Genomic DNA, 17399 nt, shown 5'->3' with positions numbered 1-17399 from the left:
TTGGTTAGTGCTTGTCCTGCCGCACGATGTAGATCTCTTTGACCAGCAGCAGGATGGCGGCCGCGGTGGGGATGGCAATCAGGGCGCCCAGCACACCAAGCAGGCTGCCGCCGGCAATGACGGAGATGACCGCGACGGCGCCGGGCACGGCCACGGCTTTCTGCATGATGCGGGGCGAGACGAAGTACGCCTCGAACTGCAGGTAGGCGAAGTAGCAGATCCCGTAGATGGCCGCGGTCTGCCAGCCCTCCGTCAGTGAGACAAGGAGCACCACGATGCCCGCAATCATGCCGCCCACCAGCGGAATGAACGCCAGCAGGGCCACCACGAAGGCAAGCAGGAGGGCGAAGGGGACGCCCACAATGGACATCAAAATAAACGCGAAGGTGGCATTCAACAGGGCAACGCACGCCTGACCGATGACGTAGTTGCCCACGGACCGGGTGATCTCCTCGGACAGCGCTTCCACGCGGCGGCGGCGTGAGCGGGGCGCCAGCCGGTAACCCCACTTTTTCATGGCCGGCAGGGCCGCCAGGAAGTACAGGCTCAGCACCAGGACAATCAGGGCGCCAAAGAGTCCGTTGGCCAGGGTGGAACCAAAACCCACCACGCCGCCGAAAATCCCGCCCATGGCCTCGGGGTTGTTGACGAATTTATCGAGTTCCTCGTTGATCCGGTCCCGCACGCCGAACTGGTCATCAACGGTCCGGAAGAACTCCGAGTCGATGAAGTCCCGCACCCAGGTGGGCGCCTGCTCCACGATCTCGGTGACCTGTCCGACGATGGTGGGGATGAGTGTGGCAAAGAACCCGGCCACAGCACTGATCAGGACCGTCACGGAGACCAGGATGCCTACCGGGCGGGGGATTTTCCGGTTCTCCAGCCAGCCCACTACGGGTTCCAGGCCCAGGGCAATAAAGAGGGCGGCAACAATCCACAGCAGCAGTTGCGTGGTGTTGGAGCCGATCCAGTAGACCAGCAAGGCCAGCCCCACACCCACGGTTCCCATGAACCCCATATAAAGGGGGTGCTGCCTGGACATCTGCGGGCCGGGACGGCCGAACTGTGCATCCGTCTCGCCGTCGTCGGCCGGCGTCTCTTCTACGTGGTTGTACTCCGGCGGAAATTCAAAACGCAGCCGGGGCTGGGCACCCGGCAGCGGCTGGCGCAGGCGCTTAACAACCTTGGCCAGAACCGTTGCGGCGGCGCCCCGGCGCTTGGCCGGCGCGGGCTCGGCGGACAGGGATGGGGCAATGCCAGGGGCCGAGTGATTTTCGTGTCCTGCGGAGGATTCTTCCGTCTTGTCAGTCACTGGATTCTGGAGCCTGTTCCGTGCGTGGCGCCGCATTTGCGGGCGGGTGTGATGATCATCGCAAACACTATCAGCAGCCTTGTCATCAGCAGCGAGGGCGGCCGGCAGAGGCCTCGAAGTGTTGCCTCCGGTGCTGTCCTGCAACCCGCCAACGGGGGTTTTAGTAACAAAACCGTTACCATTGAAAGCAAACCCCCGCTGATGATAGGTGTTTCCTTTGCGTTTCAAGACTGCAGTCGCACTCGTGCTGCTCGGCCTCCTGACACTTTTTGCCGGTATCGGCCAGAAGACCATCTGGGCTCCGTCCGCCACCTTCACGGCCTCGGCTCCTACAGATGCTGCCGCGGCGCCACTGACCGTCATCGACCAGTCCCTGCGTACAGCGCAAGGCGGAACGGTGAAGATCAATGTTGAGGGCGACGGGAATTTCCTGCTTGCCGTAGGCCGTCCCGATGACGTGGAGGCCTGGGTAGGCCAGACCGCCCATAACACCGTCACCGGCGTTTCGGAGGACAAGGAAGCCCTTGTGGTGGAGCGCGCCGATGGCGAGGCCACCGCACCGAATCCTTCCGGATCGGACCTCTGGGTTTCCACCGAAACTGCCAGCGGTGAGCTGGAGTACGCGTGGACGCCTCCCGCCGACGGCGAATGGTCGCTGCTGCTGGCAGCCGACGGCACCGCGCCGGCACCGTCGTCAGTCTCCATGACGTTCCCGAACGACACCTCCACGCCGTGGGCCGTTCCCCTGATGGTCATCGGCGGGCTGCTGATCCTCGCAGGCATTGCCCTGGCGCTGCTCTCCGCACGCAAACGCAACGGTGAAGGCGATGGCGAGGGGAGCCTCTTCGCAAAGCGTGCCAGGCTGAAGGCTGACGCCAAGTCATCCTCCCGTCTTGGCATGGCCTCGGGCGGCATTGTCACGGCCGCTGTGACCGCCGCCGTGGTGGCGGTGTCCGGCGCCCCGGCGAACGCTGCCACGACCCCCGCGCCGGCTCCGCCCACGGAATCGGCCGCCGCCCCGGCCGAGGCGTCATCGCCGGTCCTCCTGGACGCCCAGTTCCGCCGGGTCCTTGAGCAGGTCTCCAGCGCAACGGACGCCGGCGACGCCGCCAAGGATGCTGCCAAACTCGCCGACCGCGTGGGCGGGACCGAACTTGAGGTCCGCACGCAGAACTACAAGATCCGTTCCCAGGTGGGGACGTACGAAGCCCGGATGCCCGTCCGTTCCACGAAGCTCCTCACCACAGTGGTCACCAGCGACCGCAGCTGGCCCCGCTCGGTCCTGGCCGTGACGCAGGGTGACGGCAACGTGGTGCCGCAGCTGCTCACCCTGGTCCAGCCTTCCGCGCGGGAGAACTACAAGCTGACCGAAACCACCCCGCTGCAGCCCGGAACCACCTTCCCCGCCATCGACCGGGACGGAACCCAGACACTGGCCGCCAGCAACAAAGAGGGCCTGCTGTACAGCGGCGAAGAAGCCCTCGCCGGCCTGGCCGACCGCCTGACCAACCCAGAGTCCAGTTTCAAGGACAAAATCGTCGAAGGCGCATCCTCGCCGTACATCTCTGACACCCTGTCCTACCAGGCTGAGGTGGTGGCCTCCGGTGCCAACGGCAACTTCTCCTTCACCCACAACGTGGTGCCGGAAAGCACCGTGGTATTCCGCACGGCCGACGGCGGAGCGCTGGTGATGGGCCGGATCAACTTCGGGTTTGACGGCACGCCCAAGGCTTCCGGCGACAAGCTCACCATCGGAGACGACGCCGCAGCGCTCGCCGGCGGTAAGGAATCCACCACAGGCATGGTGCTGAACTTTGCCGAATCGATGGCCGTTTACGTGCCGCCGACCGGATCCACGGACCCCATAAAGCTGGTCGCGGCAACCCGCGGCCTGGTGGGGGCAAGCTTCAAGTAGCCCCGGAAGCGTTATTCAGTACTCCTGGCAGCGGCCGGAGTGGCTAGAGTGGAAAGCATGAGTTCGCCAGCTTCCCGCCCAGTCCCTCCAGCCGCTGCCAGCCTGCTTAACCTGCGTGGCGCCGTCGACCTTTCATCCCTCAAACAGCGCCAGGCGCCCCCGGGGGCCGCCGGCAACCCGCCGGCTCCTGCCGGCCCCGGTGCCGCCAACGGGGCTGCTCCCAACGGAACAGCCGCCGCCGGAGAGGCCGACGCCGGCACCGCACCGCTGCGGGTCAACGTCACCGAAGGAAACTTCCAGGAGCTTGTGGAGCTTTCGGCCCAGGTCCCGGTGGTATTCGCGCTATGGGCCGCCTATTCGCCGGAATCCGCCGCGATGGTGGACTCACTGGAACGGGTGATCAACAGCTTCGGCGGCCGCCTGGTGCTGGGCGCCGCGGACATCGATGCCTTCCCGCAGCTGGCCCAGGCCTTCCAGGTGCAGGCCGTACCTACGGCGGTGGCCGTGGTCAAGGGCCAGCCGGTCCCGCTCTTCCAAGGCGGCGCAGATGAAGCCCAGATCCGCCCCCTGCTGGATGAACTGCTGAAAGTAGCCGCTGCGAACGGCGTTACGGGCAGCCTCGGCGGCGCCGCCCCGCAGGACACGGAACCTGCGCCCCTTCCGCCCCTGCACCAGGCGGCCTTCGACGCCATCGAAGCGGGGGATTACGAGGCAGCTGCTGTGGCTTACCGCCAGGCGCTGCTGGAAATGCCCGCGGATACCGAGGCTAAGGCCGGCCTGGCGCAGGTGGAGCTCATGGCCCGGCTCCAGCCGCTGTCTGCGCAGGAATCCGAAGCGCTGCGCACGCTCGCCGCCAACGAACCCGATAACCTTGACGCCCAGTTGGGTGTGGCAGACCTGGACGTGGCGGGCGGACATGTGGAGGACGCCCTGAACCGTGTGGTCAGCTTCATCGGACGGAACTTCGGTCCGGAGCGGGAGACGGCCCGGGTACGGCTCCTGGAACTCTTTGACGTTGTGGGCACGCACGACGACCGCGTGGCGAAGGCCCGGCAGGCTTTGGCCAGGGTCCTGTTTTAATGTCGGCGCTGTTCCAGCCGCTGACGCTCCGTTCGCTTGAGCTGACGCACCGCGGCTGGGTATCGCCGATGTGTCAGTACAGCTGCGATCCCGACGCCGCCCCGGGGGTCCCGAACGACTGGCACCTGATGCACCTGGGTTCCTTCGCCGCCGGGGGCGCAGCCCTGATCCTCACCGAGGCCGCTGCCGTGAATGCGGCCGGCCGGATCAGTCCGCGGGACGCCGGGCTCTACAACGACGACCAGGCCGAGGCCTGGGCACGCATCACGTCCTTTGTGCACCGGCACGGTGCCGCGAACGCGAAGATCGGCGTCCAGCTGGCACACGCGGGCCGCAAAGCGTCCACGTACTGGCCGTTCTCCGGGCAGCGCGGGACCGTGCCCGGCTCCGACGGCGGCTGGACCACCGTGGGCCCTTCCGCGTCGGCGTTCGATGGCTACGCCGAACCGGCCGCAATGTCGGGGGAACAGATCCAGGACGTCATCGCCGACTTTGCCGCCGCCGCGGTGCGGGCAGTCGACGCAGGATTCGACACCGTGGAAATCCACGGTGCGCACGGATACCTGCTGCACCAGTTCCAGAGCCCGTTGATCAACACCCGCGCCGACTCCTGGGGCGGGGATGAGGCGGGGCGGAACCGGCTTATGCTGGCCGTGGTTGATGCCGTCCGCAACGCCATCCCTGAGGGTATGCCGCTGCTCCTACGGATTTCAGCCACCGACTGGGCGGAGAACGGGATCGACATTGCGGCTTCGGTTCGTCTTGCCAGGGAGGCCCGGGAACACGGCGTGGACCTCATTGACGTCTCCAGCGGGGGCGCCGTGGCCCATCAGGACATCAAGCCCGGTCCCGGCTACCAGACCGGCTTCTCTGCGCGGATCCGCCGCGAAACCGGTGTGCCGACGGGAACCGTGGGCCTGCTGACCTCTGCAGGACAGGCGGAACACGCCGTTGCCACTGCCCAGGCCGACGGCGTGTTTATTGCCCGTGCCGCGCTCCGGGATCCGCACTGGTGGCTGCGGGCGGCGTTCGAACTGGGCCACGACATCACGTGGGCGCCCCAGTATGAACGTGCCGTACCGCGGCATTCGTTCTGACGGCCATGGTCCACCGACGGCACGACGTGGCGCAGACCCCTGGTGACAATCACGGCGGAAAGGCTCCCGGCAAGATCGACAAGCAGTTGGGAACGACCATCCTGGAACTCCTGGCAGCCAGGGCCGCAACGTCCACCATCTGCCCTTCGGATGCCGCTCGTGCTGTCGGCGGGGAGACATGGCGTGATCTGATGGAGCCCGCCCGGAGGGCCGCGAGGCGGCTCGTTGATGCGGGCGAGGTCCAGATCACCCAGGGTGGTTCGGTGATTGACCCCTCCACGGCCAAGGGGCCCATCCGCATCCGTAAGGTGCAGTAGGAACATTCGGCCCGGCGCGCTGACAGGGCGGGTAAGCCTTTGGCCCTACTCCTGCGGGAGGACCCCGCCGGCGGAGGGGCAGGACTAGGCTGGCGTTATGACTGCTCCGCAACCCGGGCCGGTGCCACCCGCCGCCCCCGTCCCAGCCCTGTCCATCCGCGGCCTCGCAAAGCGGTTTGGCGAAAAAATCGCGGTCGACGGACTCAGCCTGGATGTCCCGGCAGGTTCGTTCTACGGCATCGTTGGGCCCAATGGCGCCGGCAAGACCACCACCCTGTCGATGGCCACCGGCCTGCTGCGGCCGGACTTCGGCACAGCCGTTGTGCACGGTGTGGACGTCTGGGCCAGGCCGCTGGAGGCGAAGAAGCTGATGGGCATCCTCCCGGACGGAGTCAGGCTCTTTGACCGGCTCACGGGCGAGCAACTGGTTACCTACGCCGGCCTGCTGCGCGGCATGGACAAGGACGTGGTGGCATCCCGCGTAGCGGAGTTGCTCTCAGCCCTTGACCTGTCGCAGGACGCCGGAAAGCTGGTGGTCGACTATTCGGCCGGCATGACCAAAAAGATCGCCCTGGCCTCGGCGCTGATCCATGCTCCGCGGCTGCTGGTCCTCGATGAACCCTTCGAAGCCGTTGACCCCATCTCCGCGGCCAACATCCGGTCCATTCTGGACAGCTATGTGTCCTCCGGCGGCACCGTGATCGTTTCCAGTCACGTGATGGACCTGGTCCAGCGGATGTGCGACCACGTGGCCGTGGTGGCGGGCGGCAGGCTGCTTGCTGCCGGGACCGTGGATGAAGTCCGCGCCGGTGCTTCCCTGGAGGAAAAGTTCGTCCAGCTCGTAGGCGGACGGAATCACACGGAAGGCCTGGAATGGTTGCGCACCTTCTAAGGCTGAAGCTGGTCCTTCTTCGCAACGGCCTGCGCCGGAGCCCGTGGCAGCTGGTGGGCCTGGCTTTGGGCGGGCTGTATGCCCTGGGCATCGTCGGCGCGCTGGTGGTTGCCCTGGTCCTGCTGCGCACCGCGGATCCGGAGCTGGCCCACACTGCGGTGGTGCTGGGAGGTTCTGCGGCCCTCCTGGGCTGGGGCCTCATTCCGGTGGTCGCGTCCGCCACGGACCTGACTCTGGACCCCGCCCGTTTTACAACCTTCGCCATACCCATGCGCCAACTCCTCACAGGGCTTGCCCTCGGCGGGCTGATCGGCATCCCCGGCCTGGCCACCGCGCTCGCGGCGCTTGCCACCGTGTGGACCTGGGCCCGGGGACCCCTTCCCGCGGCCGGCGCCCTGGTGGGTGCCGCCGTCGGCGTCCTGACATGCATTGTCCTGTCCAAGGTGGTCACCACAGCCACCGCCAGCCTGGCATCGTCACGGCGGTTCAAGGACGTCAGCGCCATCGCATTTATGATCCCGCTGGTCCTGATGGGACCGATAGTGGCCGGCGTGTGGCAAGGCATTTCTGCCTCGGCCGGTTTCCTGCCGAAGCTGGCGGCAACCGTGTCCTGGACGCCCCTGGGTGCCACCTGGTCCCTCGGCGGTGACCTGGCTGCCGGGCGTCCCGGAGCGGCAGCACTGAAACTTCTGGTCGCCGCCGCAACACTCGCAGTCCTGGCATGGTGCTGGAAACTGCTCCTTGAACGGGCCCTGGTCAACCCGCCTTACTCAGGCAGCGGCAGCCGCAAGGGCGGCAAGCTGGGCTTGTTCGGCGTCCTGCCGGCCACCCCCGCCGGTGCTGTCACGGCGCGGTCGCTGACCTACTGGCTCCGCGATCCGCGCTATTCCGGGTCGCTCGTTGTGGTGCCGCTGCTGCCTTTCCTCTTGGTCTTCCAGGGCAGCCAGTCCGGTGATTTCGGCATGCTGGCTGTCGCGGCACCGCTGGCTGCCTTCCTGCTGGCATGGTCCATCTCCGCGGACGTCTCCTATGACAACACGGCATTCGCGCTGCACGTGGCCTCGGGAGTCCGCGGCGTTGACGACCGGCTGGGTCGGGCGCTGGCATGCCTGGCCCTCGGACTGCCCGTGGTCCTGATCTTCGCCGTGGGCCAGTACTTCTTCACCGGCGGTTGGGAGGCCCTGCCCGGCCAGCTGGGACTGAGCCTGGGCATCCTGTTCACCGGGCTGGGCCTGTCCTCTGTGGTGTCCGCCCGCTACACGGTGGCCGTTCCGTTGCCCGGCGACAGCCCGTTCAAGAAACCCCCGGGGAATGTAGGGCAGACCCTTGCGGTCCAGTTTGCCGGTATGGGCATCCTGACCCTGCTGGTCCTGCCCGAAGTGGCACTGTTCATTGCGCAGACGGTCACCGGGAATCCCGTCTTCGGATGGGCAAACCTGGCAGTTGGCCTGGTACTGGGGCTGGCCCTGTTCGGTGCCGGCATCCGCCTGGGCGGAAAGTGGCTTGACGCCCGCGGACCCGAGCTGCTTGCCCAGCTGACCGTCAACCGCTGACCCGGCAGGACAATAGAAACCAGCACTCCAGAAAGGCAGCGGACCAGTGGAAGTTGTTATCCTCCCGGGCAGCAGGCAGATCGGCAAGCTGGCGGCCGACGCCGTCGAAGCCCTGATCCTGCGCAAGCCCGACGCTGTCCTGGGGCTGGCAACGGGATCCTCGCCGCTGCCTGTCTATGACGAACTGGCAGCACGGCACGAGCGCGGGCTGGACTTCAGTGCCGCCCATGCCTTTGCCCTGGATGAATATGTTGGCCTGGCGCCCGGCCACCCGCAGTCGTACCGGGAGGTCATCAGGCGCGAGTTCAGCAGCCGGGTGAACATCCGCCCTGAAAACGTCCACACCCCTGACGGGTCCGCAGCGGATATCCAGGCAGAATGCCGGGCTTACGAGGACAGGATGCGGACGGTTGGCGGCGTTGACCTTCAGATCCTGGGCGTGGGAACGGACGGCCATATCGGCTTCAACGAGCCGGGCTCGTCGCTGGCCTCCAGGACCCGCATCAAAACTCTCATTGAACAGACCCGCCGCGACAACGCAAGGTTTTTCGCCAGTCTTGCCGAGGTGCCCCACCACGTGGTGACCCAGGGGCTGGGCACCATCCTCGAGGCCCGGCATGTGCTGCTCATAGCCACGGGCGCACAAAAGGCACCGGCAGTCCGCGACTTCGTGGAAGGCCCGGTCGCGGCGATTTGTCCGGCCTCGGTCCTGCAGTTCCACCCGCACGCCACCATCCTGGTGGATGAGGCTGCGGCCTCGTCGCTGAAGCTCGCTGACTTCTACCGGCACACCCATGACCACAAACCATCCTGGCAGGGGCTGTAACACGTGCCACAGTGGTGCGGCCGCCAACTGCCGGATTTACAGGGAACGGCCGACGGCGGCGGGTACCGTGGGAGCAAAACGGCCCCGCCGGCGTCGAACGTCCCCCGCCCCGGGACGCTAAGATGGATGCCATGACTAGCATGACGGACCCTCTCGAAAACGACCCGATGCGCGAGCTTTCCGGGGCTGGAACGTCCACGGCCACCATTGAGCGCGAAGAGCTGCGCCAGGAAGTGGAGCCCGGTGACCGGGAACGCTTCTCGCACTATGTGCGCAAGGAAAAAATCATGGAGTCCGCATTGACGGGCGATCCCGTCATCGCCCTGTGCGGCAAAGTGTGGACGCCGGGCCGGGATCCGCAGAAGTTCCCGGTCTGCCCCATGTGCAAAGAGGTTTATGACGGCCTCCGCCCAAGCAACGACGGCGGCAAGGGTCCCGGAGGGGACTCAGGCAACAACAAATAGTGACGGAGACGCTCTTTGGCGGCCCCACCCTGCCACCGGCCTACCCGGAACGCGCAGCCTGGGGAACCGCCCAAAAACTCCGTGCCTGGCAGCAGGAAGCCCTCGACCTCTACTTCAGGACCGGCCCGCGGGACTTTCTTGCCGTAGCAACGCCCGGTGCCGGTAAAACCACTTTCGCCCTGCGCGTGGCCTCCATGCTCATTGAGTCCGGGGCGGTCAACCGCGTCACCATCGTGGCGCCCACGGACCACCTGAAGCGGCAGTGGGCTGATGCTGCCGCCAAGGTGGGCATCGCCATCGACCCCAACTTCAAGAACGCGGACGGCCAGCACGGCCGTGGTTTTGTGGGCGTGGCCGTTACGTACGCGCAGGTTGCCAGCAAACCCATGCTGCACCGTGCCAAGACCGAAGCCGCCCGCACGCTGGTGATCCTGGACGAAATCCACCACGGCGGCGAAGCCCTGTCCTGGGGCGACGGCCTGCGTGAAGCCTTTGACCCCGCGGCGCGGCGGCTGTCCCTGACCGGTACGCCGTTCCGGTCCGACACCTCGCCCATCCCGTTTGTGGAATACGCGGAGGACCGGGACGGTATCCGCCGGTCCAAGGCGGACTACACGTACGGCTACGGGAACGCACTGCGCGACCATGTGGTGCGCCCTGTCATGTTTATGGCCTACTCGGGGCAGATGCGCTGGCGCACCAGCGCCGGCGAGGAGATGGCAGCGTCCCTCGGCGAAGCCGCGGTTACCAAGGACATCACCTCGCATGCCTGGCGGACGGCGCTCAACCCGGCCGGGGAATGGATTCCGGCCGTCCTCGCCGGGGCGGACAAACGCCTCAGCGAGGTACGGCGGACCGTGCCGGACGCCGGCGGGCTGGTCATTGCCACGGATCACGAGGATGCCAGGGCCTACGCCGGGCAGCTGAAGCGGATCACCGGCGAATCACCCACCGTCATCCTCTCCGATGATGCGAAGGCCTCCAGCAAGATCGAGGAATTCACCGCGAGCGAGAAGCGGTGGATGGTGGCAGTCCGGATGGTGTCTGAAGGTGTGGACGTTCCCCGCCTGTCGGTGGGTGTGTATGCGACGTCCACCTCCACGCCGCTGTTCTTCGCCCAGGCTGTGGGCCGCTTTGTGCGTGCCCGGAAACGCGGTGAAACGGCATCGGTCTTCCTGCCGTCCGTGCCGCAGCTGATGGCACTGGCGAACTCCATGGAATTGGAACGGGACCACGCGCTGGACCGTCCCGAAAAAGAAGACAGCGACGGCCTCTTTAATCCCGAGGACTCCCTGATGGCCGAGGCCAACCGGGAGGACAAGGCCTCGGACAGCCTGACCAAGGGCAAGTTCGAAGCCCTCGATTCGCAGGCGTCCTTCGACCGGGTGCTGTTCGACGGCGGCGAGTTCGGTACCGGGGGTGAAGTCGGCTCCGAAGACGAGCTGGACTTCCTGGGAATCCCGGGGCTTTTGGACGCTGAGCAGGTGGGCACGCTGCTGCGGCAGCGCCAGCACGATCAGCTCAACCGGAAGAACCGGCGCGCACCGGCGGCTGAACAGGCCCCGGCGGCGCCTGCCATTCCTGACCACCGGATGCTGATGGATCTTCGCAACGAACTCGCGAAGAATGTGGCAGCCTGGTCCGCGCGGACCGGAACCCCGCACGGCGTGGTGCACACCAAGCTGCGGACGGTCTGCGGCGGACCGCCTGTGGCCCAGGCGAACGAGGAGCAGCTGCAGTCGAGGCTGCGGAAGCTGCAGGACTGGTTTATCGGGCGGAAATAGCGGTGGCCTGATCCACCAGTGCACGAAAAGAGGGTGACCCGTAACAGGATCACCCTCTTTTGCGTCTGTCAGTTTCAGGCGACGTCCACGCCGCCGAGCTCCATCTCGGCAACAGCGTCATCAAGGTCCTCGGCGATGCCGGCGGTCAGGTGCCGCAGGACAGTCACGGAGTAGCCTGCCTGGACCGCGTCCAGCGCAGTCGCCATAACGCAGTAGTCAGTGGCGATTCCCACCACCACAACGTCTTCCACGTCGTGGCTCTGCAGCCAATCATCCAGGCCGATGGCATCATCGGCCGGCGCGTAGGCATCTGCGTCCGAGGGCAGGGCGCCGGGCTGCCGTTCGCCGGTGGGCACGGCGTCCTCTGGAGCCAGCAGGCCCTCGAACCCCGAGTATGCCGCGGCAAACTGGCCCTTCTGGAAATAGGCCTGGATGTATTCGGTGTCCAGATCGGGGTGGAGTTCCGCGCCACGGGTGCCGGCGACACAGTGCGGGGGCCAGCTGTCCTTGAAATCGGGGGTTTCGGAGAAATGCGGACCGGGATCGATGTGCCAGTCCTGGGTGGCCACGATGTGGTCGAATTCTGCATGGTGGGCCTCGACGTACTCGCTGATCGCTCCGGCGACGTCAGCACCACCGGCTACTGCGAGCGAACCGCCCTCGCAGAAGTCGTTCTGCACATCGACAATGATCAGGGCGCGGGACATCAGTTCTCCTCGTAGACAGTGGGAATGGCTGCTTCTCCACGTTGCAGGCGGTTGACCACGGACGGCAGTTCGGCCATGGTGTCCGCGTGCCGCTGGCGGGCACGGACGACGCCCTCGTGGCCCGTCCAGCCCGGAAGCAACTCGCCGTTCTTCACAAACTGCTGGAGCAGGGGCCGGTCATTGCCGTCGTCCTCGGGACGGTGGCCGATGCCCACGATCTCCTGGGTGGCGATGCCGCGCTCGTTGAGCTTGCGCAGCGCATACTTGCGCCCGCCCATACTGGTTTTGTTCTTCGCTGCCTTGGCCACGGAGACGAAGTTGCCGGCGTCGTCCGTGCGGCTCACCAGCTTGTAGACCATGCTCGCCGTGGGGGCGCCGGAGCCGGTGACCAGGGAGGTGCCGACCCCGTAGGAGTCCACCGGGGCGGACTGCAGCGCCGCGATGGCGAACTCATCCAGGTCCGAGGTGACCATAATCCGTGTTTGCTCGTTGCCCAGCTCATCCAGCAGTTGGCGCACCCACGAGGCCTGGGCCACCAGGTCGCCGGAGTCCAGGCGCACCCCGCCCAGCTTGGGCCCTGCCAACTCGACGGCGGCACGGACTGCAGCTTCGACGTCGTACGTATCCACCAGCAGCGAGGTGCCCACCCCCAGTGAGGCGATCTGCGCCTCGAAGGCTTCCCGTTCGGTGTCGTGCAGGAGGGTGAACGAATGCGCGGCGGTGCCAACGGTCTTGATGCCGTAGCGGATGCCTGCCTCGAGATTGGAGGTGCTGTGGAACCCGGCAATTACGGCGGCGCGGGCGGCCGCAACGGCTGACTCTTCATGCGTACGCCGGGAGCCCATCTCGATGCACGGCCGGTTGCCGGCCGCCGTGATCATGCGGGACGCCGCAGACGCGATGGCGCTGTCATGGTTCAGGACGGAGAGGAGGTAGGTCTCCAGCATGCAGGCTTCGGCGAAGGTGGACTCCACAATGAGGATGGGGGAGTTGGGGAAATACGCCTCACCCTCCGGGTAGCCCCAGATGTCACCGGTGAAGCGGTAATTCGCCAGGTAATCGAGGGTGTCCTGGTTCACCACGCCGGTGCGGCCCAGGAAATCGAGCTCCTCTGCACCGAAGCGGAAATCGGCGAGGCCTTCCAGCAGCCGGCCCGTGCCGGCCACAATCCCGTACCGGCGGCCGTCCGGAAGCCGCCGGGCGAAAGCCTCGAACACGGACCGCCGGTGCGCAGCGCCGGAGTGCAGCGACGCCTGAAGCATGGTCAGCTCGTAGTGGTCTGTGTACAAGGACGCGCGGGGATGGTCCCAGCCGGCAGGATTACTCACGAAATTCACTCTAGTCCCCGCCGGCTCCCACGTCTCGCTCCGCTTCGCCGCGGGGCCCTCGCCGCCGTGGGCCCACCCGCCGGCTCCCACGTCTCGCTCCGCTTCGCCGCGGGGCCCTCGCCGCCGTGGGCCCACCCGCCGGCTCCCACGTCTCGCTCCGCTTCGCCGCGGGGCCCTCGCCGCCGTGGGCCCACCCGCCGGCTCCCACGTCTCGCTCCGCTTCGCCGCGGGGCCCTCGCCGCCGTGGGCCCACCCGCCGGCTCCCACGTCTCGCTCCGCTTCGCCGCGGGGCCCTCGCCGCCGTGGGCCCACCCGCCGGCTCCCACGTCAGCGTGGGCCCGTCCTCCCCATAGAATGGACAGATGACCTTAAGCGTTGCGCTCGGCCCTGATACCCAGGAGGGCACCCGGACCGGGACAGAGGCGTCCACAGACTCCCTGACCGCCCCGGACATCCCCTGGAACCTGGTGATCTGGAACGATCCCGTCAACCTGATGAGCTATGTCAGCTACGTATTCCAGAGCTACTTCGGCTATTCCGAGACCAAGGCCAACAAGCTCATGATGGAGGTCCATAAAAAGGGCCGGTCCATCGTTGCCCACGGCAGCAAGGAACAGGTTGAACGCCATGCGGTGGCCATGCACGGCTTCGGGCTGTGGGCCACTGTGGAGAAGGCGACCGGAGGTCCGGGCGGCAACTCCAGGAACTCAGGAAAATCCGGCGGGTCCGGGCAGGGCAAGGGGAAACGTGGCTAAGGCATTCAAATACGGGCTCAAGGGCATCACCGGGTTTCTCGAACCCGCCGAGCGTGAACTGCTCCGCAGCCTGATCGACGATGTGATCTCCATGCTTGAGCCGGCCGAAAACCCCAGTGAGGATCCCCTGGTTGCCCTGATCGGGCTGGACATGGACGTCCAGGTCCCCACGGACCGTGCGGTCAGGCGGCTCCTGCCGGATGTCATGAAGAACGACGACGGCGCGTCCCTTGAATTCCGCCAACTCACCGAGCGTTCGCTGCGGGAAACCAAGATCGGGGCTCTCCGCGCCGCTGCGCTGGATCTGGACAAGGATGAGATTGTCCTGACCGCCGAGGGTGCCAGGCATTGGTCAATGGCCCTGAACGATGTCCGCCTGGTACTGGCGGAGCGGCTGGACATCCGGGATGAGGCAGATGCGGAGCACGTGCACCTCATGCAGGACTGGTCCCAGGCCGAGGACGTGGAAAGCTACCTGGCCCTCGTGTACAACTTCACCACGTGGCTGCAGGAGTCCCTGGTCCAGGCCATGCTCCAGTCCTTGGATTCGCGCCCCTGAACTGCGGTCCTGCCGCCCGCTGAACCACCGGCCAGGTCCGCAGTGTGACAAATTCGACATGAGTGCAGCGCCACAATGTGATGGCTGAGGCCGCAGGGAAGACCTATCCTCGAATAATCATGACAACAGCCTCGAGCATGGACCCGGCAGCGACAGCAGCGGGGGAGCCCCCATCCGGCAACAGCGCCGGCCTGGTGGGATCCCGCCCTATTGGCGTCTTTGATTCGGGCGTCGGCGGACTGACGGTGGCGCGGTCCATCATCGACCAGCTTCCCAACGAGTCCATCCTTTACGTCGGCGATACCGCCAACGGGCCGTACGGGCCGTTGCCCATCGCCGAAGTCAGGGCGAATGCCCTCGGAGTAATGGACGAACTGGTGGACTCCGGCGTGAAGCTGCTCACCATCGCCTGCAACTCGGCGTCGGCCGCTGTGCTCCGGGACGCCCGCGAGCGGTACACAGCCAAGTACGGCATTCCCGTTATCGAAGTGATCCAGCCGGCGGTCCGCCGGGCGGTCGCGGCGACCCGCAGCGGCCGGATCGGTGTCATCGGAACCTCAGCGACCGTGGGCTCCCGCGCCTACGAGGACACGTTCGCAGCCGCACCCGACCTGGCGATCACCTCGGTGGCCTGCCCCCGGTTCGTCAGTTTCGTGGAGGCCGGCATTACCACCGGTCCGGAACTGCTCGCCGTCGCAGAGGAATACCTGGCCCCGCTGAAGGCGGCGGGCGTGGACACGGTGGTCCTCGGCTGCACGCACTACCCGTTGCTGACCGGTGTGATCTCCTTTGTGATGGGGGACAGCGTGACGCTGGTATCCAGTGCCGAGGAAACAGCCAAGGACGTGTACCGGGCATTGGTCACCCACGACCTGCAGCGCACCAGCGAAGCATCGCCGGAGCATCATTTCATTGCCACCGGAGACGCCGCCCAGTTTGAGACGCTGGCCCGCAGGTTCCTGGGCCCTGAAGTCCTGTCCGTCGAACACGTGGACCATGTGGCCGCCCAGTACCCCACCGGAAGCCTGGCCCGCATCACACCGGAGATGATCGAAGCAGCGCAGCGCGCCAGTGCCCGTTCCGGCACGTCCGGGCAGCGGATTTCCAACTTCGTGGATGCCCGCCGGGCCGGAGGTCCTGCCCTGTGAAACTGACCATCGTAGGCTGTACCGGTTCCTTTCCGGGCCCCGGCTCCCCGGCGTCGTGCTACCTTCTGACCGCCAACGACGGCGAGCGGACGTGGAAGATCGTGATGGATCTCGGCTCCGGAGCCCTCGGCGCCATCCAGCGGTACACCGACCTCGAGGACATCGACGCGATCTTCCTGACCCACCTGCACCCTGACCACTGCATGGACCTCTGCGGCCTGCATGTGGCGGTCCGCTGGAAGCCGGGCGGCTGGGGACGCGGCCGGATCCCGGTATGGGGTCCCGCCGCCACCGCCGACCGGATGGCCACGGCCTACGGGCTGGACCTTGACCCCGGCATGCATGAAGAATTCGACTTCACCAACTGGGCCGAACGCAAGCCGGTCAGCGTGGGTCCCTTCACCGTGACGCCCTATGCCGTCAATCATCCTGTCGAAGAGGCGTACGCCCTCCGGGTGGACGTCACCGAGCGGGACAAGGAAGGCAATCCGGTCAGCCGCGTCCTGACGTATTCGGGCGACACCGATTCCTGTGCCGGGCTGGAGGAAGCGGCCCAGGACGCGGACCTGTTCCTCTGTGAGGCGGCTTTCGAGGAAGGCCGCGACGACGGCATCAAGGATGTGCACCTGACCGGAAAGCGCGCGGGGGAGGCCGCCGCCGCTGCCGGGGCGCGAAGGCTCCTGCTCACGCACATTCCGGTGTGGACCTCACCGAGCACTGTGATGGCGGAGGCCCGGCCGGTCTTTCCCGGCGACGTCGCCGTTGCCGTCGCCGGAGTGCATTACACGGTTTAGGGCGGGCCGGTGGCGGGGCCGGGCGCGTCGGGCCGATGAGCTGTGAGTCGATAAGCTTGCAGTATGACTTCTGAAGCCACAACTGTCCCTGTAGTGCGTGCCGATGGCCGCGCCCCCGACCAGCTCCGCCCCATCAGCATTACCCGCGGATGGTCCAAGCAGGCAGAGGGATCGGCCCTCATCGAGTTCGGCAACACGCGGGTCCTGTGCACGGCTTCCCTGACCGCCGGTGTGCCGCGCTGGCTCAAGGGCGAAGGCCGCGGCTGGGTGACGGCCGAGTATGCCATGCTTCCGCGCGCCACCAACACCCGCTCCGACCGCGAATCGGTCAAGGGAAAAATCGGCGGCCGTACCCACGAGATCTCCCGCCTGATCGGCCGTTCGCTGCGGTCCATCATTGACACCAAGGCCCTCGGCGAGAACACCATCGTGCTGGACTGCGACGTGCTCCAGGCCGACGGCGGAACCCGTACAGCCGCCATCACCGGCGCCTACGTGGCCCTGGCCGACGCCATCCGCTTCGCCCGCGACAACAAGCTGATCGCCAAGAACGCCCAGCCCCTCGTGGACACCATCGCCGCGGTCTCGGTGGGCATCATCGACGGCGTGCCCATGCTGGACCTGCCCTACGTCGAGGACGTCCGCGCCGAGACCGACATGAACGTTGTGGTCACCGGATCCGGCAAGTTCGTCGAAGTCCAGGGCACCGCCGAAGGCGCTCCCTTCGACCGCGACGAGCTCAACCAGCTGCTCGACCTCGCCCTGCTGGGCACCACCCAGCTGGCGGCGATCCAGCGCGAAACCCTCGCGGACGCCCTGTGAGTGCTGCGGGCCCGGGCAGCTCTCTTCCGGAGAGGACGGTGCAGGA

Annotated in this window: 17 protein-coding genes; 14 read left to right on the top strand and 3 right to left on the bottom strand. The window is 66.6% G+C overall.

Going from position 1 to position 17399, the window contains the following annotated elements; translation table 11 throughout:
- Positions 1 to 4 precede the first annotated feature (4 nt).
- A complete protein-coding gene (locus tag IDT60_RS12090) occupies positions 5 to 1312 on the bottom strand; it encodes an AI-2E family transporter (RefSeq protein WP_191079259.1) in 1308 nt (435 codons plus the stop codon).
- Between the two features lie 217 nt (positions 1313 to 1529).
- Between IDT60_RS12090 and IDT60_RS12085 the strand changes: the two genes are divergently transcribed.
- The 9 genes from IDT60_RS12085 (at position 1530) to IDT60_RS12045 (ending at position 11240) form a co-directional block, all read left to right on the top strand.
- A complete protein-coding gene (locus IDT60_RS12085; protein WP_223883706.1) occupies positions 1530 to 3227 on the top strand; it encodes a hypothetical protein in 1698 nt (565 codons plus the stop codon).
- Positions 3228 to 3284: 57 nt separating this feature from the next.
- A complete protein-coding gene (locus IDT60_RS12080; RefSeq protein WP_191079258.1) occupies positions 3285 to 4307 on the top strand; it encodes a tetratricopeptide repeat protein in 1023 nt (340 codons plus the stop codon).
- A complete protein-coding gene (locus IDT60_RS12075; RefSeq protein WP_191079257.1) occupies positions 4307 to 5404 on the top strand; it encodes an NADH:flavin oxidoreductase/NADH oxidase in 1098 nt (365 codons plus the stop codon). The genes IDT60_RS12080 and IDT60_RS12075 overlap by 1 nt, the downstream gene beginning before the upstream one ends.
- Positions 5405 to 5409: 5 nt before the next feature.
- Positions 5410 to 5721 (top strand): DUF3253 domain-containing protein, encoded by a 312-nt coding sequence (locus tag IDT60_RS12070; protein ID WP_191079256.1) that lies wholly within the window; start codon positions 5410 to 5412, stop codon positions 5719 to 5721.
- Between the two features lie 97 nt (positions 5722 to 5818).
- The gene (locus tag IDT60_RS12065) at positions 5819 to 6613 is read left to right on the top strand and encodes an ABC transporter ATP-binding protein (RefSeq protein ID WP_191079255.1); all 795 of its coding nucleotides are present in this window, start codon (positions 5819 to 5821) and stop codon (positions 6611 to 6613) included.
- Positions 6595 to 8166 (top strand): transporter, encoded by a 1572-nt coding sequence (locus IDT60_RS12060; protein WP_191079254.1) that lies wholly within the window; start codon positions 6595 to 6597, stop codon positions 8164 to 8166. Before IDT60_RS12065 ends, IDT60_RS12060 begins: the two co-directional genes overlap by 19 nt.
- A 46-nt stretch (positions 8167 to 8212) precedes the next feature.
- The gene (gene nagB / locus IDT60_RS12055) at positions 8213 to 8992 is read left to right on the top strand and encodes a glucosamine-6-phosphate deaminase (protein ID WP_191079253.1); all 780 of its coding nucleotides are present in this window, start codon (positions 8213 to 8215) and stop codon (positions 8990 to 8992) included.
- 122 nt (positions 8993 to 9114) lie between these two features.
- Positions 9115 to 9456, top strand: a complete 342-nt coding sequence (locus IDT60_RS12050) for a DUF3039 domain-containing protein (RefSeq protein ID WP_164199060.1) — start codon at positions 9115 to 9117, stop codon at positions 9454 to 9456.
- Complete coding sequence (locus IDT60_RS12045) at positions 9456 to 11240, top strand: DEAD/DEAH box helicase (RefSeq protein ID WP_164199062.1); 1785 nt, start codon at positions 9456 to 9458, stop codon at positions 11238 to 11240. Before IDT60_RS12050 ends, IDT60_RS12045 begins: the two co-directional genes overlap by 1 nt.
- A 74-nt stretch (positions 11241 to 11314) precedes the next feature.
- Here IDT60_RS12045 and IDT60_RS12040 read toward each other — a convergent pair whose 3' ends face one another.
- Both IDT60_RS12040 and IDT60_RS12035 read right to left on the bottom strand, forming a co-directional pair.
- Complete coding sequence (locus IDT60_RS12040) at positions 11315 to 11947, bottom strand: isochorismatase family protein (protein ID WP_164199064.1); 633 nt, start codon at positions 11945 to 11947, stop codon at positions 11315 to 11317.
- Complete coding sequence (locus IDT60_RS12035; RefSeq protein ID WP_223883705.1) at positions 11947 to 13275, bottom strand: nicotinate phosphoribosyltransferase; 1329 nt, start codon at positions 13273 to 13275, stop codon at positions 11947 to 11949. The genes IDT60_RS12040 and IDT60_RS12035 overlap by 1 nt, the downstream gene beginning before the upstream one ends.
- A gap of 362 nt (positions 13276 to 13637) precedes the next feature.
- Between IDT60_RS12035 and clpS the strand changes: the two genes are divergently transcribed.
- From clpS to rph, 5 genes are all read left to right on the top strand, one after another.
- On the top strand, positions 13638 to 14030 hold the full coding sequence (clpS, locus tag IDT60_RS12030) for an ATP-dependent Clp protease adapter ClpS (protein ID WP_164199066.1): 393 nt from the start codon (positions 13638 to 13640) through the stop codon (positions 14028 to 14030).
- A complete protein-coding gene (locus tag IDT60_RS12025) occupies positions 14023 to 14589 on the top strand; it encodes a DUF2017 domain-containing protein (protein ID WP_164199068.1) in 567 nt (188 codons plus the stop codon). The genes clpS and IDT60_RS12025 overlap by 8 nt, the downstream gene beginning before the upstream one ends.
- 80 nt (positions 14590 to 14669) lie before the next feature.
- The gene (murI, locus tag IDT60_RS12020) at positions 14670 to 15737 is read left to right on the top strand and encodes a glutamate racemase (RefSeq protein ID WP_191081934.1); all 1068 of its coding nucleotides are present in this window, start codon (positions 14670 to 14672) and stop codon (positions 15735 to 15737) included.
- Positions 15734 to 16531 carry an MBL fold metallo-hydrolase gene (locus IDT60_RS12015; protein ID WP_191079252.1) on the top strand — a complete coding sequence of 266 codons (798 nt, stop codon included), beginning with the start codon at positions 15734 to 15736 and terminating at the stop codon, positions 16529 to 16531. Before murI ends, IDT60_RS12015 begins: the two co-directional genes overlap by 4 nt.
- A gap of 63 nt (positions 16532 to 16594) precedes the next feature.
- Positions 16595 to 17353, top strand: coding sequence for a ribonuclease PH (gene rph, locus IDT60_RS12010; protein ID WP_164199074.1), 759 nt, complete (start codon positions 16595 to 16597; stop codon positions 17351 to 17353).
- Positions 17354 to 17399 lie beyond the last annotated feature (46 nt).

The organism is Pseudarthrobacter sp. BIM B-2242, from assembly GCF_014764445.1.
GTDB lineage: Bacteria > Actinomycetota > Actinomycetes > Actinomycetales > Micrococcaceae > Arthrobacter > Arthrobacter luteus_A.
Note: the sequence above shows the minus strand (reverse complement) of the source record. Positions and strands in the feature narration are given on the sequence as shown.

Bases quoted from the DNA above. Each gene is read 5' to 3' on its own strand.
- IDT60_RS12080 (WP_191079258.1), top strand. From the start codon at position 3,285: ATGAGTTCGCCAGCTTCCCGCCCAGTCCCTCCAGCCGCTGCCAGCCTG.
- IDT60_RS12075 (WP_191079257.1), top strand. From the start codon at position 4,307: ATGTCGGCGCTGTTCCAGCCGCTGACGCTCCGTTCGCTTGAGCTGACG.
- IDT60_RS12070 (WP_191079256.1), top strand. From the start codon at position 5,410: ATGGTCCACCGACGGCACGACGTGGCGCAGACCCCTGGTGACAATCAC.
- IDT60_RS12065 (WP_191079255.1), top strand. From the start codon at position 5,819: ATGACTGCTCCGCAACCCGGGCCGGTGCCACCCGCCGCCCCCGTCCCA.
- IDT60_RS12060 (WP_191079254.1), top strand. From the start codon at position 6,595: ATGGTTGCGCACCTTCTAAGGCTGAAGCTGGTCCTTCTTCGCAACGGC.
- IDT60_RS12050 (WP_164199060.1), top strand. From the start codon at position 9,115: ATGGATGCCATGACTAGCATGACGGACCCTCTCGAAAACGACCCGATG.
- IDT60_RS12040 (WP_164199064.1), bottom strand. From the start codon at position 11,947: ATGTCCCGCGCCCTGATCATTGTCGATGTGCAGAACGACTTCTGCGAG.
- clpS (WP_164199066.1), top strand. From the start codon at position 13,638: ATGACCTTAAGCGTTGCGCTCGGCCCTGATACCCAGGAGGGCACCCGG.
- murI (WP_191081934.1), top strand. From the start codon at position 14,670: ATGGCTGAGGCCGCAGGGAAGACCTATCCTCGAATAATCATGACAACA.
- rph (WP_164199074.1), top strand. From the start codon at position 16,595: ATGACTTCTGAAGCCACAACTGTCCCTGTAGTGCGTGCCGATGGCCGC.